This is a genomic window from Phytomonospora endophytica, assembly GCF_014202425.1.
Classification (GTDB): domain Bacteria; phylum Actinomycetota; class Actinomycetes; order Mycobacteriales; family Micromonosporaceae; genus Phytomonospora; species Phytomonospora endophytica.
In genome coordinates this window covers 13,181-33,235 of record NZ_JACHGT010000020.1, presented here as the reverse complement: position 1 = coordinate 33,235, position 20,055 = coordinate 13,181, and the positions used below count along the sequence as shown (strand labels likewise).

18 protein-coding genes are annotated in these 20,055 nt (G+C 71.1%); 9 read left to right on the top strand and 9 right to left on the bottom strand.

Annotation, left to right across the window (positions count from 1 at the left end):
- Positions 1–18: 18 nt before the first annotated feature.
- A complete protein-coding gene (locus HNR73_RS34330; protein WP_184792212.1) occupies positions 19–948 on the top strand; it encodes a S1C family serine protease in 930 nt (309 codons plus the stop codon).
- Here HNR73_RS34330 and HNR73_RS34325 read toward each other — a convergent pair.
- Positions 945–1,595, bottom strand: a complete 651-nt coding sequence (locus HNR73_RS34325; protein WP_239122179.1) for a ThuA domain-containing protein — start codon at positions 1,593–1,595, stop codon at positions 945–947. The two genes, HNR73_RS34330 and HNR73_RS34325, sit on opposite strands and share 4 nt — an antisense overlap.
- 87 nt (positions 1,596–1,682) lie before the next feature.
- Between HNR73_RS34325 and HNR73_RS34320 the strand changes: the two genes are divergently transcribed.
- Entirely contained in the window at positions 1,683–3,878 is a 2,196-nt protein-coding gene (locus tag HNR73_RS34320) for a hypothetical protein (RefSeq protein WP_184792210.1), read from the top strand.
- 1,489 nt (positions 3,879–5,367) lie between these two features.
- On the opposite strand, the gene HNR73_RS34315 is transcribed toward HNR73_RS34320, so the two are convergent.
- From HNR73_RS34315 to HNR73_RS34290, 6 genes are read right to left on the bottom strand one after another with little or no spacing between them, the layout of a single operon-like run.
- Positions 5,368–6,225, bottom strand: coding sequence for a sugar phosphate isomerase/epimerase family protein (locus HNR73_RS34315; RefSeq protein ID WP_184792209.1), 858 nt, complete (start codon positions 6,223–6,225; stop codon positions 5,368–5,370).
- 1 nt (position 6,226) lies between these two features.
- Positions 6,227–7,423 (bottom strand): substrate-binding domain-containing protein, encoded by a 1,197-nt coding sequence (locus tag HNR73_RS34310; protein ID WP_184792208.1) that lies wholly within the window; start codon positions 7,421–7,423, stop codon positions 6,227–6,229.
- A gap of 2 nt (positions 7,424–7,425) precedes the next feature.
- Complete coding sequence (locus HNR73_RS34305; RefSeq protein ID WP_239122038.1) at positions 7,426–8,469, bottom strand: ABC transporter permease; 1,044 nt, start codon at positions 8,467–8,469, stop codon at positions 7,426–7,428.
- Entirely contained in the window at positions 8,466–9,506 is a 1,041-nt protein-coding gene (locus HNR73_RS34300; RefSeq protein WP_184792207.1) for an ABC transporter permease, read from the bottom strand. The genes HNR73_RS34305 and HNR73_RS34300 overlap by 4 nt, the downstream gene beginning before the upstream one ends.
- On the bottom strand, positions 9,503–11,044 hold the full coding sequence (locus tag HNR73_RS34295) for a sugar ABC transporter ATP-binding protein (protein ID WP_184792206.1): 1,542 nt from the start codon (positions 11,042–11,044) through the stop codon (positions 9,503–9,505). The genes HNR73_RS34300 and HNR73_RS34295 overlap by 4 nt, the downstream gene beginning before the upstream one ends.
- Entirely contained in the window at positions 11,037–12,170 is a 1,134-nt protein-coding gene (locus HNR73_RS34290; RefSeq protein WP_184792205.1) for a Gfo/Idh/MocA family protein, read from the bottom strand. Before HNR73_RS34290 ends, HNR73_RS34295 begins: the two co-directional genes overlap by 8 nt.
- 107 nt (positions 12,171–12,277) lie before the next feature.
- Here HNR73_RS34290 and HNR73_RS34285 point away from each other — a divergent pair, with 107 nt between their 5' ends.
- From HNR73_RS34285 to HNR73_RS34260, 6 genes are all read left to right on the top strand, one after another.
- Positions 12,278–13,456 (top strand): ROK family transcriptional regulator, encoded by a 1,179-nt coding sequence (locus HNR73_RS34285; RefSeq protein ID WP_184792204.1) that lies wholly within the window; start codon positions 12,278–12,280, stop codon positions 13,454–13,456.
- 69 nt (positions 13,457–13,525) lie between these two features.
- Positions 13,526–14,683 carry a serine hydrolase domain-containing protein gene (locus HNR73_RS34280; RefSeq protein ID WP_184792203.1) on the top strand — a complete coding sequence of 386 codons (1,158 nt, stop codon included), beginning with the start codon at positions 13,526–13,528 and terminating at the stop codon, positions 14,681–14,683.
- Positions 14,684–14,739: 56 nt separating this feature from the next.
- The gene (locus HNR73_RS34275; RefSeq protein ID WP_184792202.1) at positions 14,740–15,198 is read left to right on the top strand and encodes a hypothetical protein; all 459 of its coding nucleotides are present in this window, start codon (positions 14,740–14,742) and stop codon (positions 15,196–15,198) included.
- The gene (locus HNR73_RS34270; protein ID WP_184792201.1) at positions 15,195–15,455 is read left to right on the top strand and encodes an effector-associated constant component EACC1; all 261 of its coding nucleotides are present in this window, start codon (positions 15,195–15,197) and stop codon (positions 15,453–15,455) included. Before HNR73_RS34275 ends, HNR73_RS34270 begins: the two co-directional genes overlap by 4 nt.
- A 62-nt stretch (positions 15,456–15,517) precedes the next feature.
- The gene (gene mgrA / locus HNR73_RS34265) at positions 15,518–16,516 is read left to right on the top strand and encodes an L-glyceraldehyde 3-phosphate reductase (protein WP_184792199.1); all 999 of its coding nucleotides are present in this window, start codon (positions 15,518–15,520) and stop codon (positions 16,514–16,516) included.
- 76 nt (positions 16,517–16,592) lie between these two features.
- Positions 16,593–17,159, top strand: coding sequence for a hypothetical protein (locus HNR73_RS34260; protein WP_184792197.1), 567 nt, complete (start codon positions 16,593–16,595; stop codon positions 17,157–17,159).
- 65 nt (positions 17,160–17,224) lie between these two features.
- On the opposite strand, the gene HNR73_RS34255 is transcribed toward HNR73_RS34260, so the two are convergent.
- Together HNR73_RS34255 and HNR73_RS34250 are read right to left on the bottom strand one after the other, a co-directional pair.
- Entirely contained in the window at positions 17,225–17,431 is a 207-nt protein-coding gene (locus HNR73_RS34255; RefSeq protein WP_184792195.1) for a hypothetical protein, read from the bottom strand.
- Between the two features lie 6 nt (positions 17,432–17,437).
- Positions 17,438–18,508, bottom strand: coding sequence for a LacI family DNA-binding transcriptional regulator (locus HNR73_RS34250; protein WP_184792193.1), 1,071 nt, complete (start codon positions 18,506–18,508; stop codon positions 17,438–17,440).
- A gap of 281 nt (positions 18,509–18,789) precedes the next feature.
- Between HNR73_RS34250 and HNR73_RS34245 the strand changes: the two genes are divergently transcribed.
- Complete coding sequence (locus tag HNR73_RS34245; RefSeq protein WP_184792192.1) at positions 18,790–19,278, top strand: DUF4395 domain-containing protein; 489 nt, start codon at positions 18,790–18,792, stop codon at positions 19,276–19,278.
- The last annotated feature ends 777 nt before the right edge of the window (positions 19,279–20,055 follow it).

Sequence of the window (20,055 nt, the reverse complement as noted above, 5' to 3'; positions counted from 1 at the left end):
ATGCGCGTTGAGCCCTTCATGACCGAAGCGATGGACGCCTACAGCCGCATCGTCACCACCGTCGCCGACCGCCTGCTCCCCAGCGTCGCCGCCCTCTCCGTCCGCGGCCGGCGCGGTACGGGCGCGGGTTCGGCCGTCGCCTTCACCGCCGACGGGTTCCTCCTCACCAGCGCGCATGTCGTCGCCGGAGCCGACCACGGCACCGCCGCGTTCGCCGACGGCACCTCGACGCGCTTCACCGTCGTCGGCGCCGATCCGCTCTCCGACCTCGCGGTCCTGCGCGCCGACGGCTCCAGTCCCGCCACCGCGGAACTCGGCGACGCCGACGAACTGCGCATCGGCCAGCTCGTCATCGCCGTCGGCAACCCCATGGGCCTGGCCGGTTCCGTCACCGCCGGCGTCGTCTCCGGCCTGGGGCGCTCGCTGCCCGCTCGCGACGGTCGACACGTCCGGCTCATCGACGACGTCATCCAGACCGACGCGGCACTCAACCCCGGCAACTCCGGCGGCGCCCTCGCCGACTCCCACGGCCGGGTCGTCGGCGTCAACACCGCCGTCGCGGGTTACGGACTCGGCCTCGCCGTCCCGGTGAACGCCACGACCCGCCGCATCATCGGCGAGCTGCTCACCGAGGGCTCGGTCCGGCGGGCGTACCTGGGCGTCGCCGGGATGCCGGTGCCGCTGCCGCCCCCGCTGGCCGAACGCTTCGGGCAGCGCGAGGGGCTGCGCGTCGTCGAGGTCGTCCCCGACAGCCCGGCGGGTCTCGCGGGCATCTACCTCGGCGACGTCCTGCTGTCGGCGGCCGGGGAGAAGCTGACGTCGATGCAGGTCATGCAGCGGCTCATGCTCGGCCCCGCGATCGGCAGCCGCCTCCAGATCACCCTGCTGCGCAAGGGCGCGCTCGTCGACGTCGTGACCGTCCCGACCCGGCTGGGCACGCGGCCTTAGACGCCTGTGGCGTAACGGATCCCGCCGAGGACGTGGGCCAGGAACTCCGGTTCGGCGAAGGACTCGTGGGTGTGGCCGAGGGCGGTGTAGAAGGCCTTGCCACCACCGATCTCGTGGAACCAGGCGAGGGGATGGTCGGCGCCCATCTCGGCGCCCTCGTAGCTGGACTCATCGACGGTGAGGAGGACGCTGACGCGCCCGCGCGGGTTCTCGGCGAACTCGTACCACTCGTCGAAGCGCGGCCAGGTCGCGCCGAGGTGCTTCGTGGAGTCGTGATCGCCGTCCTCGATGTGGATGACGCCGTCCTGGGGACGCGGGTGGCGGGTGAAGCGGGCGCCGACGAGCTCGCCGTACCAGGGCCAGTCGTACTCGGTGGTCGACGCGGCGTGGATGCCGACGTAGCCCCCGCCGCGCTCGACGTAGTCCTTCAGCGCTGCCTTCTGGGCGTCGTCGAACAGCGCGCCCGAGGTCGACAGGAAGACGACGGCGGCGTAGCGGGCCAGGTTCTCCGGCGTGAAGGCGCCGGCGTCCTCGGTGGCGTCGGTCGCGTAGCCGTTGGCGGCGGCCAGGGCCTCGACGGCGGCGACGCCCGTGGGGATCGAGTCGTGGCGGAAACCGGTCGTCTTCGAGAAGATCAGCAGGCGCATCCGGCCAAGATAGCGCTTTCCGAGGAGACTTGCCCGCGTGTGGGACATTGACGGCATGACCTACGGAAACGAGTCCCACGCGCACCGATGACAGGCCCGCACTCCGTCTACGCACACGTGGTCGCGCAACTGGCCGAGCACCGCGATGGCCCCTTCGCCTTCCAACAACCCGCCGAGCAGCACGCCGACACGGTGCCCTTCGAGGAACGCGGCGACCTCATCCTCGCCGAGATCCGGCGCTTCTCCGGGCGCACGCACCGATCACTGCACACCCGGCTCGCCGAGATCGGCTTCCCGGGGCGCCGCTGGCACGCCGACGAGCACGACTTCGGGCCGGAGGAGTCCGTCGCCGCGCTCGCCCGGTGGCTGATCCGCGACGCGAGTGCCTCGCCTCCGCTGCTGATCGGCCTCACGATGCTGCGCGGCCGGGCCGGGCCGGAGGACGCCGACGTGCTGCGGCACCTGGCCTTCCTGCCCAACGAACCCGGCGCGGCGGCGATCGGGATCCTGGCGGAGCCGCCCGGATCCACCGGGCATCTCCTCTGGATCGCCGGTATCTGCGGCGAACGAGGACCCGCCCGGCTCGCCGTCGCCGCGCTCTGCGGCAGACCCGAGGCCGTCCCCTGGCTCCTCCGGCACTCGATGACGGGCCCCGACGACTGGACCGGCAACGCCCCGCGGGTTGCGCGGGCCGTCGACCTGCCGCGCGCCTTGCGGGAGCACGGGGACGAGGTCGTCGTCGTGCGCAACGCCGCCCACATCCTGCTGTCCGCCCCCAGGGTCAGGACGGGAAGCCTCCGCGGCGGGCTCACCGGGTACGCCGACGCCGTCGACGCCTACGCGGCCTTCGCGGAGGTCTGCGACCGGCTGCCGGTCGCCGAACACGGGCTCATCGAACGCGTCCGTGACGACCTGTACCTCCACGTCCCCGCGCTGCTCGACTGGCCACCGGGGACACGGGAGGAGATCGCCGCACGGCTCACCGCCGTGCTGGGACGTTCCCCCGCGCCCGCGACGCCGTCGGCCGGGTTCCGCGTCGAAACCGCGGGCATCGGCGCGGAGGGCAAGACGGCCCTGTCCGTCCTCGTGGACGGGCGGCCGGTGCTCACGGCGGAGTTCTTCGCCACGAGCGATGCCTGGTACCTGCTCGACTCCGCGAACGGGCTGCACGCCCGTGCCGAGCCGCACGAAACCGAACTGGCCAACGGCGCCTGCGACCCCGAATGCTGCGGCGGGCTGTTCGTCACCATCCGCAAGGAAGGCGGCCAGGTCATCTGGGACGGGTGGCGCCAGACGATGGCCGGTGACCCGTGGCCCTTTCCGGAGGTGCGCTTCGACGCCGGCGAGTACGAGGCGGAACTCAAACGGGCCACCCGTGCCCACACCGCCGAGCGTGTCCTCGAACTCGCCACCGCGGGCGACGAGCAGACCCTCATCGCGATCGCCGAGGACGGCCCCGACGCCGACCTCGCGGTACGGCAGCTCAGCCGGCTCGGCACGCCGTCGGCAGCGGACTGGCTGCGGCGCAACGCGATCCGGCACGACGGCCACATCAGCCCACGATCGGCGGGACGCATCGCCGACGCGACCGACCTCGCCACCACGCTGACCACCGGACCGGATGCCGAGACCGTCGCCGGTGCCGCGCGGATCCTCCTGGCGATGGCAATGCCATCGCCGAGGGGGGCGCTGCTCCTCGACCGGGCCGACGCGCTCGCCACCTGGAGGGCGCTCGCCCACGTCGCCGGCGTGCTGGAACCGGTACTGGTCGCCCGGCTCGCCGTCGAACTGCGAACGGGCCAGACCGCAGCCCTGCCATGGAAACCGGGCGAGCCGGCGACACTGCGGAAACGGCTCGTCGCGGCCCTCCCCCGAGGTGACGCCGAACCGTGGGCCGACCGGGTTCTGCGCTGGCTGAAACGCCCTCGAACCGCCGCCACGGAGGGCTTCCACGCACTGTCCCTGGAGCGACCGCCGACCGGGCCGGTCATCGCCGACGTGGGCCTGGTTCCACTCGTCGACGGCGTCCCGGTCTCCCCCGGCGTCTCCAACGCCCGCCTGGAGGCCGACGCGCTCCCCCGCCTGCTCTCCACCGGCCGGACCCGCATCCACAGTGGAGAATGCCACGACGGTTGCGGCGCCACCTACGCCGACATCCGACGAGACGGCGAGGTGATCACCTGGTACGTCACGCCGAGCCTGGAATCGCACCACGTCGATTCCCGCTACCGCTTCGAGGCATCCGCCTACGAAGAGACGATCGAGCGCGCCCGAACGGGGTGAGACCGACAGCCGGACCGCCACCCGCCCCGGCCCGGCCTGGCCTGGCCCGGCCCAGGAGACAACGCCCATGCGCACGCACCAAGATCGCCACCACCGGAGTCGTCGTTCTCGCCCCACGCTGCGGCCGGGGTCCGGCCGGGGTGGGTGAGCGAAGCGGGCCTCGGCCTTGACGGGATGGCTGCGGCCGGGTTCCCTGGCCTGTGTGGGTGAGCGAAGCGAGGCTCGGCCTTGATGGGATGGCTGCGGCCGGGTCCCCGGCCGGGGTGGGCGAGCGAAGCGAGGCTCACGCTCGCGGGGCCGCGTCTTGGGTTCCCGGGCTTGGGTGGGTGAGGTTTTCAGGGCCTGTGCTTGTTTGGGCGGCGCGAACGAAACCGCCTGAGAAGTATGGGATCGGGCTCGGCCCGCCGCCGGTGCCGGGTCCCCAGCGTGGGCGGGCGAGCGAAGCGAGACTCGGCCTTGACGGGATGGCTGCGGCCAGGTTCCCTGGCCTGCGTGGGCGAGCGAAGCGAGACTCGGCCTTGACGGGATGGCTGCGGCCAGGTTCCCTGGCCTGCGTGGGCGAGCGAAGCGAGGCTCACGCTCGCGGGATCGGCGTCTTGGGTTCCCGGTCTTGGTGGGTGAACTTGAAGAGCCTGTGCTTGTTTGGGCGGCGCGAACGAAACCGCCTGACAGGCATGGGATCGGGCTCGGCCCGCCGCCGGTGCCGGGTCCCCGGCCGGGGTGAGCCGCGAAGCGGGACTCGACCTTGACGGGATGGCTGCGGCCGGGTTCCCTGGCCTGCGTGGGCGAGCGAAGCGAGACTCACGCTCGCGGGGCGGCGTCTTGGGTTCCCGGGCTTGGTGGGTGAACTTGAAGAGCCTGTGCTTGTTTGGGCGGCGCGAACGAAACCGCCTGACAGGCATGGGATCGGGCTCGGCCCGCCGCCGGTGCCGGGTCCCCGGCCGGGGTGAGCCGCGAAGCGGGACTCGACCTTGACGGGATGGCTGCGGCCAAGTTCCCGGCCGGGGCGAGCCGCGAAGCGAGACCCGGCCTTGACGGGCCGCTGCGGCCAGGTTCCCTGGCTTGCGTGGGCGAGCGAAGCGAGGCTCACGCTCGCGGGGCGGCGTCTTGGGTTCCCGGCCTTGGGTGGGTGAGGTTTTAAGGGCCTGTGCTTGTTTGGGCGGCGCGAACGAAACCGCCTTTGCGGCATGGGATCGGGCTCGGCCCGCCGCCGGTGCCGGGTCCCCGGCCAGGGCGGGCGAGCGAAGCGGAACCCGCCCTTGACGGGACCGCTGCGGCCGGGTCCCCGACCCAGCGCGAGCCGCGAAGCGAGACTCGCCGAGGGAAGTCCGCTGCGGCCGCGTCCCCGGCGCGAGACCGCTACCGCCGGCCCCCGGCATGACCGAGCGCACCCGAAAGACCGAGCCCGCCGGCCGTCTCCACCGGCAACGTCGCGCGTTGACGAAGACCCCGGACGGCCGCGATGGCGACACGCGGCCGTCCGGGGAACCTACTTACCCCACAGCCCCCGCAGGAACTCCAGCCCGTCGAAGGCGAGCGCGTCCTGCGTCTCGGCGAGCGGCCGCCAGATGGAGGCGGCGGTCGCGATGGTGGCGTTCTCGGCGGTGAAGGACTCGATGACCAGCGGCCCCCGGTACTCCACTTCGGACAGTGCCGCCAGAATGCCCTTCCAGTTCAGGTGGTCGGCGCCGGGGGCACCGCGGTCGTTGGCGCAGACCTGGACGTGCGCGACGCGGTCCTCGGCGATGCGGATCGCCTCGGCGACGTCGCGTTCCTCGATGTTCATGTGGTAGACGTCGAGGGCCAGACCGACACCCTCCTCGGGCAAACCGTCGAGGGCGTCGAGTCCTTGTTCGACGGTGTTGATCAGCGAGGTCTCGTAACGGTTCAGCGGCTCGATCGCGACGGTCACGCCGGCGCCCAGAGCGTGCTCCACGACGGGTCCGAGCCCTTCGCGCAGCTGCTCGTAGGCCGCTTCCCGCTCGGCCTCCGACATCCGCCAGGTCCGCCCCACCGAGGAGTAGGCGGGCCCGGCGATCGTCGGCGACCCGACTTCGGCGGCCACGTCGACGACGTGCCGCAGATAGTCCTGTGTGGACGCCACGACCTCGGGCGGCGCCTCGACCAGTTCGCGGCCCGGGCCCATGACCAGCACGACGCTGGCCGCCAGGCCCAGGCCTTCGAGCAGTGTCGCCGCGCGGCCGGGGTCCCAGTCACCGGGCGTCTCCACAGGAAGCTCGATGACGTCGAAACCCCGGTCGCGCACCATCGGCGCGAGTTCGGCGAGGCGGGCGTCGGTGAGGGGCGACGTCCAGACCCACGTGTTCACGCCGATGGCATGGCTCATGTCAGCGATCTTTCCAGGCGTCGGGGAATCCCGGGAGGTCCTCCCCGCCGAACTTCGCGTAGTGCAGCGAAGGCATGTCGGCGTTGCGGGCCAGGTAGTCGTCGAGTTCGGCGTCGGTGATCGGCGACTGCGGGAGCACCCACTCCGACGGGACCTTCTCGCCCTTGAGGATCATCGTCGCGGCCAGGATCGGCGTGCGCCACTGGAAGTTCGAGTACACCGGCGCGATCGCCTTGATGCCGGTGTCCTTCCACTTGCGCATGAAGGTCAGCTCGTCCTCGCCGGAGAAGACCGGGTAGGGCTTTCCGGCGTCCTCGAAGGCTTCGAGGGCCGCGACGGCACCGTCTCCGGCGTCCATCCAGATGCCGTCGACGTCGCCGCGCTGCAGGTACTGCGAGACGATGTCCTTGATCTTGGCGCCGTCACCGCCGGTGAACTCGTTGCCGAGCACCTCGATGCCGCTGCCCTTGAAGACCTCCTGCGCGGCCGCCCAGCGGTTCTCCAGGACGTCCACGCCGGGCAGGATCCGCAGCGCGAGGACCTTCTTACCGGGTTCGAGGTTCTTCACCAGGAACTCGGCTGCGTCGGCGCCGAATGCGTAACCACCGATGGGGTGGATGTAGGTGACGGCACAGTCGGTCTGCACACCGCGGTCGAACACGACGACCGGGACACCGCTGTCGCAGGCGGCCTGGACGGCGGGCGTCAGGGTCGCCGTCGTCGACGGGGAGATGATGATCGAGTCGCAGTCGCCGGCCTCGACGAAGGCCTGGATGTCGGAGATCTGCTTGTTGTCGTCGTCTCCGGCGTCCGACACGCGGAACTCGCCGATGTCACCGCTCTGCTTGAGCACCTCCACCTGCTGCTGCATGGTGATCCAGCCGGTGACCCGCCACGGGTTGGAGATCGAGGCGTTGGAGAAGCAGACCGTGGCGTCGCCGCCGTCCTTCTTGAACTTGGCGGTGTCGATCCACTCGGGCTGGATCGCCTGCAGGTAGGGCTTGTCGGCGGGGCCTTCGGGCGTCATCGCGCGCTGGGCGAGCTGACGGTCGTAGTCGGCCCGGACGAACCATTCGCCGTCGGCGGTCTGGGTCGGCTGGTCGCCCGGGGGTGTCTCGGTCGGCGTGTCGGTGGAGCAGGCGCTCAGCAGTAAAGTGACGGCCGCCAACCCGACGAGGGCGAGGCGAGAGGCGCGCATTGTTACTCCTTGGAGAGGGCCACATCGCTGTGGCGGTTGGGTTCTGGGGGCTTCGGGGACGGGTGCGGGGTGTGCCTGCGCGATCGTTCCCGCGAGGCGTAGGCGACGGCGACGATGATGATCAGGCCCTGCGCGGTCGGCCGGATGGTCGACGGGACGCTCAGCTGGGTGAAGAGGGTGAAGAGGCTCTCGACGGTCAGGGCGCCGGCGATCGCGGCCAGGACGGCCCCGCGGCCGCCGCCGAGGACCACGCCGCCGAGCACGACGGCGGTGATGGCGACGAACTCCATGCCGTCACCGACCTGCGAGGTGACCCCGGCGAAGCCGCCGACGAGGATCCCGGCGACGGTCGCCGACAGTCCGGAAAGGACGAACGCGGCCGTGCGGACCCACCACACGCGGGTTCCGGCGAAACCGGCGGCCTTCTCGTTGTCGCCGACGGCCACGAGGGTGCGGCCGAAGGACGAGCGCATGAGCAGGACCGCGGCGGCGCCGACGGCGACGATGATGAGCAGCGCCCAGGGCAGCTGCCCGATGAGTGGGACGTCGTCGATGCCGCGGCGCCCGAACACCCGGAATCCCTCCGAAAGGGCCCCGGTCGGCGCTCCGCCGGTGAGCAGCCGGATCGCCCCGAAGAGGACCAGCATCATCCCGAGGGTCGTGATGATCGAGGGCACTTTCAGCAGGGTCGTGATCAGGCCGTTGACGAGTCCGACGGCGGCGCCGCCGAGCAGCATCAGCAGGATCACCGGCCAGGTGCGCGACTCCTGGCCGTCGATGAGCAGCGCGGCGAGGACGACCTGCGCGCCCACGAGCGAGCCGACCGACAGGTCGAACTCCCCGGCGACGATGACGAAGTACTGGCCGACGGCCAGGATCAGCAGGGGCGCTGCCTTCTTCACGAAGAGCATGAGGTTGGCGGGCTCGAAGAAGCTCGCGTTGTTGGCGAAGATGATCGCGAAGATCGCGATGAGCACCAGGTACACCGCGCCGCTGCCGCTGATCAGGAAGCGGCCGGCGTCGGCGAGTTTCCGGGCCGAGCTCACGAGGCACCTCCGGCGAAGCGGACCCGGCTCGGTCTGGCCGAGAGCTGCCGCCGGGCGTAGATGGCGACCGCGACGACGATGATGGCGCCGCGCAGCACGTCCTTGTAGAAGGGGTTGACCTCAAGGATGTTGAACACCGTGTCGAGGACGGCGAGGATCATGACCCCGGCGACGGTCCCGGCGATGCCGCCGCGCCCGCCCATGAGGTAGGTCCCGCCGAGGACGACGGCGGCGATCGACTCCAGGTCGAGGCCGTAGTCGTAGACGAGGGCGCTGCCGGTGCCGAAGCGGGCGGCGATGAGCAGTCCGGCGACGCCCGCGGCGACGGCGCAGAGGATGTGGGCGGTGACGATGGTGCGGTCGGTGCGGATGCCCGACAGCCGCGCCACGTCGGTGTCGCCGCCGACGGCGTAGATGTGGTGCCCTCCACGGGTCTTGCGCAGGTAGAGCACACCGGCCACGGCGAGCACGAGCATGACCACTGTGGACAGTGGCACCACGGAGACGCGGGTGTACCCGAACTGCTGGAAGGAGGCGGTGACCTTGCCCGCCGGTCCGGCGAACTCGGTGTCCAGCCAGCCTTTCAGGATCAGGCCGGTGCCGAGGGTGGCGATGAAGGCGTTGACCTTCAGTTTGGTGATGACCAGCCCGTTGACGAGCCCGACGACGGCCGCGGCGCCGAGGGCCGCACCGATCCCGAGCGGGACGTTGGCCTCGGAGCCGTTCATGACCATGGCCGCGATGAGCGAGCAGGAGGCCATGACGTACCCGACCGACAGGTCGAGGGAGCGGCACAGGATCACCAGCGTCTGCCCGATCGCGATGAACCCGAGCAGGCTCGACCGGGTGAGCATGTCGACGATGTTGCCGGTGCTGAAGAGGTTCTTGCCGTCGGCGGCGACCAGGACGGCGCCCACCACGAGGATCGCGACGAGGGCCGCGTAGACCAGGGCCGTCGTGCCGATCCGGAAGGAGCCGCGCGATCGGCCCGGCGGCGGTCCCGCCGTCTTCGGGGCCTCGCGCACTGCTGCGGTCATGACTGCGCGCCTTTCGCCGCCCCGTCGGGGGTCTGCGGTGTCGTCGGGCCCGCGGCGGCGGGCGTGTGACCGGTGGCCAGGGCCATGACGTCCTCCTCGGCGCTGCCGCCGGGCAGTTCCCCGGCGATGCGGCCGTCGTGCAGGACGCAGACGCGGTCGGCCATCCCGATCAGTTCGGGGAGTTCGGAGGAGATCAGGACGATGGCGACGCCGTCGGCGGCGAGCCGTCGCATGAGGCCGTAGACGGCCTGTTTGGCACCGACGTCGATGCCGCGCGTCGGTTCGTCGAGGACGATGACGGCCGGGTCGGTGGCCAGCCATTTGGCGAGCACGACCTTCTGCTGGTTGCCGCCAGAGAGGTAACGGACCTCCTGGCCGGTGCCGCGCGAGGAGAGTTCGAGGGCGGCGAGGATCTCGGGGATCCGTTTGGCGCGACGGGACGCCGAGCCGGGACGGACGGCGTCGAGGACGAGCCGCGCGTTGGCCAGGACGGTCTGGTTGAGGGCGAGCCCTTCGGTCTTGCGGTCCTCGGTGACCAGCGCCAGTCCGGCGCCGACGGCCTTGCGCGGGGAGCGGATCCGCACGGGTTTCCCGTCGACGGAGATCCGGCCGCGGGTGAAGGGGGCGACACCGAAGAGGGCGTGCGCGATCTCGGTGCGGCCGCTGCCCTGGAGGCCGCCGAGGCCGAGGATCTCTCCACCGTGGACGGTCAGGTCGATGCCGTCGAGCTGGGTGTTGCCGCCGCCGGCGATCTCCAGGCGGACCTCGCCGGTTCCGTTGCCCGGAAGGGGATCGGGGAAGAAGGCCGAGATGGGGCGGCCGACCATCTTCTTGACGAGTTCGTCGGGGTTGGTCGCCGCGGTGTCCATGGTGTCGACAAGGCGACCGTCCTTGAGAACCGTGATCCGGTCGGCGAGATCGAAGATCTCCTTGAGGCGGTGGGAGACGTAGAGGATCGCTACCCCGCGTTCCTTCAGCCGCGCGACGAGATCGTAGAGAAGGCCGACCTCACGGTCGGCGAGCGCGGCGGTCGGTTCGTCCATGGCGATGATGCGGGCGTCGTGGGAGATGGCCTTGACGATCTCGACGACCTGCTGCCGGGCCACCGACAGCGAGCGGATGCGCGTGCTGGGGCGGATGTCGGTGACGCCGAGTCCGTCGAGGAGGGCGGCGGTGTCGGCGGCCATGCGGCGGGAGTCGACGAGTCCACGTCGGCGGGGTTCGCGGCCGAGCCAGACGTTCTCGGCGACGGTGCGTTCGGGGAGGAGGTTGAACTCCTGGAAGACCGTGGAGACACCGGCCTTCTGGGCCTCGACGGGGTGCGCGAAGGAGACGGGCCGTCCGTCGAGGGCGACGGTTCCGGCGTCGGCGCGGTGCACGCCGGCCAGGATCTTCATCAGGGTGGACTTGCCGGCGCCGTTCTCGCCGACGAGCGCGTGCACTTCTCCTTCGCGGACGGTGAGGTCGACGCCGTGCAGGACGCCGACGCCGAGGAAGGACTTGCCTATCCCGGTCATCTCCAGCAGGGGCTCAGTCATCGCCGACCGCCACCCATTCACGTTTGTGGGCCGAGGCGAGGACGGCGTCGGCGAGCCGGGCGGCGCGCAGTCCGTCGTCGAAGGTCGGCAGGCCGTCTCGGTGGTCGCCGTCGACGGCCGCGCGGGTGTCGGCGACGAAGGCGTCGAAGCAGTCCTGGTAGCCCTGCGCGTGCCCGGCGGGGGTGCGTGCGTAGCGCGCTGCGGCGGGGCTGAGGGTCTGCGGGTCGCGGATGAGGAGTCCACTGTGGTCGCGGCGGCCGTGCCAGAGCAGTTCGGGCTGCTCCTGGTCGAAGGCGAGGCTGCCCTCGGTGCCGGAGATCTCCAGCAGGAGGCGGTTTTTGCGTCCGGCGGAGACCTGGCTGATGACGGTCGAGCCGACCATCCCGGTCGCGGTGGCGAACTGGAGGGTGGCGATGTCCTCGGTGGTGACCGGTGGTCCGCCGCGGTTTCCGTTGACGGTGACGGTCTGTGCCGACAGGCCGGTGATGCGGTCGCCGGTGACGAACTCAAGGAGGTCGCACCAGTGCGAGCCGATGTCACCGAAGGCGCGGGTCGGTCCGCCGAGGGCGGCGTCGACGCGCCAGTTGTCGTCTTCGGGGCGCAGCAGCCAGTCCTGGAGGTAGCTGCCGTGGGCGAGGTGGACGGTGCCGACCGAGCCGCTCCGGATCCGTTCGCGGGCTTCGCGGACCATCGGGTGGAAGCGGTAGACGAAGGGGACGGTGGCGACCTTCCCGCGGGCGGCGGCCGCGTCGGCCATCGCGGCGGCCGCGTCGGCGCTGGTCGCCAGGGGTTTCTCGCACACGACGTGCTTCCCGGCGGCGAGGGCCGCGAGGGTGAACTCGGTGTGCAGGTGGTTGGGGGTGCAGACGTGGACGACGTCGACCTCGTCGTCGGCGATGAGGGCGGCCGCGTCCGGGAAGGCCCTGGCCGCGCCGAACTCGGCGGCGGTCGCGGCGGCGCGGTCGGGTGTGGATCCGCTGACGCCGACGACGTGGCCGCCCGCGACCCGGATGGCCCGGGCGTGGACCCGGCCCATGAACCCGGCGCCGATGATGGCGGCCCGGTACCCGGACACCGGCGGGTCGTGGCGGGAGCCGGCCAGTCCCGTCGAGTCAGTTAAAGCCATGCCGGGACCGTACCGAGACTTATGACAGCCGTCAAGCAAAAGTTGCTAGCCGTGGAGAACTTAGTTGGATTAGCAAGATCGTAAGATGCTTATGATTCACTGGGGTCGTGACAAAAGAGACGGCCACCCCGGGTGGAGCGGGCACCTTGCTGCAACTACTGCGCGACGGCGTGCCCCGCACCAGATCCGAGCTGGCCGCGGTCACCGGGCTGGCCAGGTCCACCGTCACCTCGCGCGTCGACGCCCTGCTCGCCAGCGGGCTCATCGGGCCGTCCGGTGAGGCGGCCTCGACCGGCGGACGTCCCCCGACGACCTTCGCGTTCAATCCGTCCGCGCGTGTCACCCTCGCCGCCGACCTCGGCGCGACCCACGCGCGCCTGGCCGTCACCGACCTCGCCGGCGCGGTCCTCGCCGAACACCGCGCCGACCTCGACATCGCGCTGGGGCCGGTGCCGATCCTCGACTGGGTCGTCGAACAGGGCCGCGCGCTGCTGACCCGCACCGGCCGCGAGGTCGGCGACCTCCTCGGCGTCGGGATCGGCCTGCCGGGACCCGTCGAGCACGACACCGGGCGCGCGGTGAACCCGCCGATCATGCCGGGCTGGGACGGTTTCGACGTGCCGGGATACGTCGGGGAACGGCTGCCCGGGCGCGTCCTCGTCGACAACGACGTCAACATCATGGCCCTCGGCGAGCACTACACGCAGTGGAGGGACGCCGGGCATCTGCTGTTCGTGAAGGCCGCGACCGGCATCGGCTGCGGGATCATCGCCGACGGGCAGGTCTTCCGGGGCGCGCAGGGCGCCGCCGGGGACATGGGGCACATCAGGGTCACCGCGAGCGGCGAGACGCCGTGCCGCTGCGGCAACACCGGGTGCCTGGAGGCCGTCGCGAGCGGTGCGGCGATCGCCGCGCGCCTGGCCGCCGAAGGCTTCGACACCGCCAACGCCCTCGACGTGGTCGAACTCGCGCGGGCCGGGTCGGTCGAGGCGCTGCGGCATATCCGGCAGGCGGGACGCGACATCGGCGAGGTGCTCGCGGCGGCGGTGAACCTCTTCAACCCGTCGATCATCGTCGTCGGCGGGTCCCTCGCCCTGGCGGGCGACCATCTCCTCGCGGGCGTGCGCGAGGTCATCTACCAGCGGTCGCTGCCCCTGGCGACGCAGCACCTGCGGATCGTGCCGTCGCGGACCGGCGAGCGCGCGGGAGCGGTCGGGGCGGGGATCATGGTGATCAACGACGGGCTGGGTGCGGCGAGGGTGGACGGGCTGGTCAGCGGCGGCTGAGGCCGTTCACCGGATTCTGTCGGAGCCGCCGGGTAGCTTGCGAACAGTCGCGCCGAGGAGGACGGACGGATGACCGCTGAGCTCTTGCCGAAGAGGGCCGCGCGTGTGCGCGACCACCTCGACCGTTTCGTCGGTTCGGGAGTCGTCCCGGGCGCCGGAGTCGTCCTCGCCCACCGCGGCGAGGTACAGGTCGTGGCCGTGGGGACCCTCGCCTTCGAGGGCGCGGGCGCGACGACGCCGATGGCGGCCGACACGATCCTGCGGATGGGCTCGATGTCGAAGCCCTTCACCGCGGCCTGCGCGATGACCCTCGTCGAGGACGGCACCCTCCGGCTCGACGACCCACTCGACGACCTCCTCCCCGAGCTGGCGGACATGCGCGTCCTCGCCGACCCGCTCGGGCCGCTCTCCGACACTGTTCCCGCGAAACGGCCGGTCACCCTGCGCGGCCTGCTGGACTCCACATTCGGGACCGGCATGGTGATGACCGCGTCGCCGATCGCCGAGGCCCTCGGCGCCGTCGGCCGTCCGGAGCCCGACGAGTGGATGCGCCGGCTGGGGACGCTTCCGCTGGTCCATCAGCCCGGTGAGGCCTGGCTCTACGACACGGCCGCCAACGTCACCGGCGTGCTCATCGCCCGCGCGACCGGCACATCCTTCGGGGAGGCCCTGCGGGAGCGCGTCTTCGGCCCGCTGGGGATGAAGGACAGCGGTTTCACCGTGGACCCGGCCGAGCTCGGCCGTTTCGCGACGGCCTACGCCAAGGACGACGCCCCCGACGGCTCACCGGTCGTCGACGACCCGCCCGACGGACAGTGGAGCCGGCCGCAGACCTTCGAGTCCGGCGGGGGCGGGCTCCTGTCGACCGGGCACGACTACCTCACCTTCGTCATGTCTCTGCTGTCGGGCGAGGGCGTGCTGTCGCGGGCGTCGGTGGAGCTGATGACCACCGACCAGCTCACGCCCTCGCAGAAGAAGCTGTCCGGGTTCGGCCCCGACTACTTCGACGCCATGGGGTGGGGGTTCGGGATGGGCGTCGCCACCGGCCCCAACCGGAGCGGCCACGCGACCGGGACCTACGGCTGGCCCGGCTACTACGGGACCGCCTGGTACACCGACCCCGCCGAGGAGAACACGACGATCGTGCTCATGCAGCGAGAGCACATGGGCAACCAGAACCTGCCGGTGTGGGACGAGTTCTGGGCGGCGGTGTACGGCGTGGGCTGAGACCGGGACGGGCGGCGGCTCGTAGAATCGAGGCCAGCCGCACACCTGGGGGGCACATGGCCGGGGCGACGACCCAGCAGCCGACCACCGACGCCGAACCCGGCGTACGGATCCGCCGCAAACTCATCATCTGGGGCATCTTCAGCGTCGGCATCGCCGTGCTCCCGGTCGGCTTCAACGCCTTAAGCCTCATGACGCGGGGCCAGCGCTTCGGCCTCGACTCCCTGCTCGGCAGGGGCGAACTCCTGCTCATCGCCGCCGCGCTCGCCGCGACGGCCGCCGGGGAGCTGTTCGCGTCGACGGCGGCGAGGCTGCACAACATGCGGCTGGCGCTGGCGGGATTCAACCTGTTCCTGGCCTTCATCGCCTGCTACTGGTTCGGCGACGTCGCCGCGGCCTTGGTAGACCAGACGCCGATCCAAAAAGGCGTGGTCGCCGCCGGATCCCTGGTGATCCTCTGTTCGGCGCTCGTCTTGACCGGCGCCAGCGCGTTCGTATCGGAGCTGAGCCGATGATCGCCGAGGCGCTGATGGTCGCTCTCAGTTCCGGTGCCGCGCTGGGTGGGCTGTTCACCGCCGTTGCCGCGTGGCGCTCGGCGCGCCGGGACGCCCCGACGGTGACCGTCAAGGTGACCGGTTCCGAGGGCGAACGGACGGTCACGATCTCGGGAGCGTCACGGCAGGAGATCGAGGCGATGCTTCAGACCCTGCGGAAGGAGCCCGAGGCCGACCGGCCGGAGACCGTCCGGGGGTCCGGCCCGGACGAGGACTGAGCCCTTGATGGAATCGCTCCCACCCCCTGTCGCGGCCCAAGATCCCCGTTAAGCTCACCGTCGTGACCTACCTCGCCGCACCGAACCGCTATGACTCCATGCCGTACCGCCGCACCGGGCGCAGCGGACTCAAGCTCCCCGCGATCTCGCTCGGCCTGTGGCACAACTTCGGCCACGAACGTCCGATCGCCACGCAGCGCGACATCCTCCTGCGCGCCTTCGACCTCGGTGTCACGCACATCGACCTGGCCAACAACTACGGTCCGCCGCCCGGCGCCGCCGAGGAGAACTTCGGCCGCGTCCTCGCCTCCGACCTCGGCGTGTACCGTGACGAGCTCGTCATCTCCAGCAAGGCCGGCTACGGCATGTGGCCCGGCCCGTACGGCGAATGGGGCTCCCGCAAGTACCTGGTGTCCTCTTTGGACCAGTCGCTGGCGCGCATGGGCCTCGACTACGTCGACATCTTCTACCACCACCGTCCGGACCCGGACACGCCGCTGGAAGAGACCATGGGCGCGCTCGACGCGATCGTCCGCCAGGGCAAGGCGCTCTACGTCGGCATCTCCAACTACAACGCCGAACAGACGGCCAGGGCCGCGGCGATTCTCGCCGACCTGGGCACGCCGCTGCTGATCAACCAGCCGTCCTACTCGATGGTGAACCGCTGGATCGAGCGCGACGGTCTCCTCGACGCCCTCGAAACCGCCGGCGCGGGCTGCATCGCCTACAGCCCTCTCGCGCAGGGCCTGCTCACCGACCGGTACCTCAAGGGCGTCCCGGAGGACTCGCGCGTGCGCACGAGCGTGTTCCTCAACGAGTCCGACCTCTCCGACGAGACGATGTCCAAAGTCCGCGCGCTCAACGACATCGCCTCCTCGCGCGGTCAGTCGCTGGCGCAGCTGGCCCTGGCGTGGGCGCTGCGCGACTCGCGCATGACCAGCCTCATCATCGGCGCCAGCAGCGTCGCGCAGCTGGAGACCAACGTCGCCGCGGTCGGCAACCTGGACTTCACCGAGACCGAGCTGGCCGAGATCGAGAAGTACGCCGTCGACCGCTCCTGAACGGTCCCGTCGGACGGTGTAGATCCGGACGTTCGTCTCATCGGACGGTGGTCTTTGAGGACATAGGCTCGCGCTCATGGCCTCAGAGATCACCGTTTTCGTCGTCGTGCGCGCCTCCGTACCGGCGGCCCGGTTGCCGTCGGTGTCGTCGACGTTCCCCTCGCCGTTCGACGACGAGGAGATCATGTTCGAGGACTGGTGGCGCGTCAGCGGAACCTCCAACTTCCCCGAGGAACTGGAGCCGACCCTGGAGGCGATGGCCCACGAGACCGGTTCCCCGGTGCTCGTCGCCATCGTCGGCGACCACGAGTACGCGCTCGTCATGGGCTTCTCGCCGCAGCGCGGGAGCTTCGTCGCCTGGCTCGACACCGAGGCCGCGATGCTCGACGACCACACACTTGAGGACTACGACTACGAGGACGGCTTCAAGGCCAGTTACCAGTGGGCCAAGGCGGCCGGGATGACCCCGAACCGCGAGGCCCTCGAAGCGGCCCTCACCCGGCGGTCGGACAACAACGCCGACGACCTCTTCCGCCTCTACATGGCCGGTCTCGGCGTGCCGGGCGTTCCCGTCGGCGACCTCTACGGACTGCTCGACACCGGCGGCAGCATGACCGGCTGGAGCATCTCCATCGGCTTCTGAGCACACGAAGAGACCGGCCCGGGATCCACAGTCCCGGGCCGGTCTTGTTCATCTGAAAGGAATCGTTACGACGTCCGGGTCACCGGACGGCGGGCGTCGAGACGGTCGGCGAGGCGGCGCAGGGTCCCGGCGGTGCCGCGGCGCAGCGGGCCCGGGTTCTCCGGACGGCGCTTGACGCGGGGCAGGACGACGGGGGCGTTCGGCATCGCGGAGTTGGCGTGGCGGCGGGCCGCTTCGAGGGCGGACATCGCGCCGATCGGGTGCAGGTCCATGTCGGGCTATCTCCTCATGGTCGCGGGCCCTGTTGAGGCCCGGACGATCAGTTCGGTAGGCAGGAGGAGCCGACGTTCGGCCGGATCCTCGGGTGGATCGAGCAACAGCTCACCGGCGAGCGTGCCCTTGCTGACGGCTGGTTGCCGGACCGTGGTGAGCCCGGCCGGTGCGGCCTCCGGGATGTCGTCGAACCCGGTGACCGAGACATCGCGCCCGGGCGTGAGCCCGCGGGCGGCGAGTGCGTCCATCGCGCCGAGCGCGAGGAGGTCGGTGCACGCGACGATCGCGGTGGGGCGATCGGCGCGGTCGAGCGCGTGGGCGGCGGCCTGTGCACCGCTGGCCCGCGAGTTCGCGGCGGCGTTGACGACGATCAGGTCGTCCCAGCCGACGCCCACCTCGGCGAAGACCTCCGCGACGCCGGAGACCCTTTCGCGCTCGACGAAGTAGCGGAAGTCGCCGGGGCCTGCCAGGTCCAGCGGACCGGTCTCGCCCTTCGGCGCCATGTCGTTGGTGAGCAGCGCGATCCGGCGGTGACCAAGACCCAGCAGGTGCCGGGCGGCCGCGCGCGTCGCCGCTCGTTCGTCGACGCCGACCTGGAGTTCGCCGGCCGGGACGTCGTCGCGGTATTCGGTGGTCACGACCGGAAGCCCGCGTGAACGCAGCGCCTCCAGCGAACCGTGCCATTCGGGGACGCAGTAGACGCAGAAGCCGTCGACGACGGCGTTCTGGACCGCCGCGACGCTGGCCGCCTCGTCCTCTGTGGACAGCGGGACCAGCAGCAGGCCCGTGCCGTTGCGCTCGACGGCCTCGGCGAGGCCGCGCAGGAAGAGCACGGCGAAGGGGTCGACGAACGCGTAGGACAGCGTGGTGGTGAACAGGACGCCGACGGCACCGGCGCGGCCCCGCCGCAGCGAGCGGGCGGTGGCGTCGGGTCCGGCGTAGCCGAGTTCCTTCGCCGTCGCCAGGATGCGGGCGCGCAGCTCGGGAGAGAGCTGATCGGGCCTGCCGTAGGCGTTCGAGACCGTGCTGCGGGAGACGCCGACGGCGTCGGCGACAGTCTGGAGCGTGGGGCGCATGTTCACCTCCTCGGAGCTTCGGAGCTCGACCTTCTGGATCGGTACAGAGCCTCTGTATCAATACAGTAGATCGCCCTCCCGGGGCGCGCCAGTGCTTTCCCGGTTCGCTGCGTCACACGGGAACGCCTGGGACATAAGGGATCCACTCCGCCGACGGTGGTGGTGCGGAAGCCGCGGGCTCCGTCGCAGGTCAGGGGTTATGGGATCTTGTTTTCCTACTAAGTCGATAGACATAGTGCTACCGTCGGGCGCAAGCACCGTCACACCCGAAGGCTTCCCCCATGTCCCGCCTGTTCTCCTTCCCCAATCCCGTCAACGAGGTCGCCGCCCGGCTCGTCGCCGCCGGAGTCGTCGTCATGGCCGTCTCCACGATCGTCTTCGACCTTCCGTGGCTCACCCTGGTGATCGCCTACGGGTTCATCGCGCGCGTCGCCGCCGGGCCGCGGTTCAGCCCACTCGGACAGTTCGTGACGCGGGTTCTGACGCCGCGACTGCCGTTCGCGGCGAAGCCCGTTCCCGGCCCGCCCAAGCGTTTCGCGCAGGCGATGGGCGCGGTCATGTCGACCGCCGCCGCCGTACTCGCCCTCGGATTCGGCCTGACCACGGCGGCCTGGGTGGTGCTCGGAGCGCTCGCCGCGGCGGCGACGCTGGAGGCGGCGTTCGGGTACTGCCTCGGATGCAGGATCTTCGCGCTGGGGATGCGACTGGGGCTGGTGCCCGAGGAGGTCTGCGTGGAGTGCAACGACATCTGGGCGCGAGCGAGGGCTTAGACGCGGGGGTGGGGACTCACGGCCGACGGACGTGCACGGACACGGCCGCTCGCCGCGCGATCACGGACGCGCGGTGAACTCCGCCGCCTCACCGCGATGGAGCAGGGCGAACGGGCACCCAACGGCCTCACGACGTGTCGGCCGCCATGCTTCAACCGACCACCACGGCCACCCTCGGCTACGTCCGCTCTCGGCGCGGCCGGAGGTCACCGTCGCGGCGGCATCCCCGCCGGCGTTCGTCGCTCCGCGCGAACGTCGTGGCCTGCGCGCTGGGGGCGTTCGGTTTCGCTCGTGGTCACGCGGCTCAGTGTGAACGCGGTGGCCCGAGCGAGCCACGGGCGAATCCGCCCATGCGCGCACCTCGCGAACGCCGCCCCACCCAGCTCAGCACCAAAGGCTCGCACGACCGCCCAGCGTCTCCCCGCTCGACGAAGGAATCCGGGAAGTCGAGGGGCTGGTGTGGGATGAGCGGTCCGGCGGCGATGGCGGGACGCCGGGCGAGCATGTCACGACCCACGCAGCGGCAGCGAAAGTCTGGTGCCGGACAAGCGGTCCGGCGGCGAAGCGATCGCCGAGAGCCACGCACGTGCCCGCACAGGCGGCAGACGGAGGCGGGGAGGGCTAGCAGGGTCGCGGCCAACGCGGCGGCAACGTCGAGGATCTAGCGCGGGATGAGCGGCCCGGCGGCGAAGCGATCGCCGAGAGCCACGCACGTGCCCGCACAGGCGGCAGACGGAGGCGGGGAGGGCTAGCAGGGTCGCGGCCAACGCGGCGGCA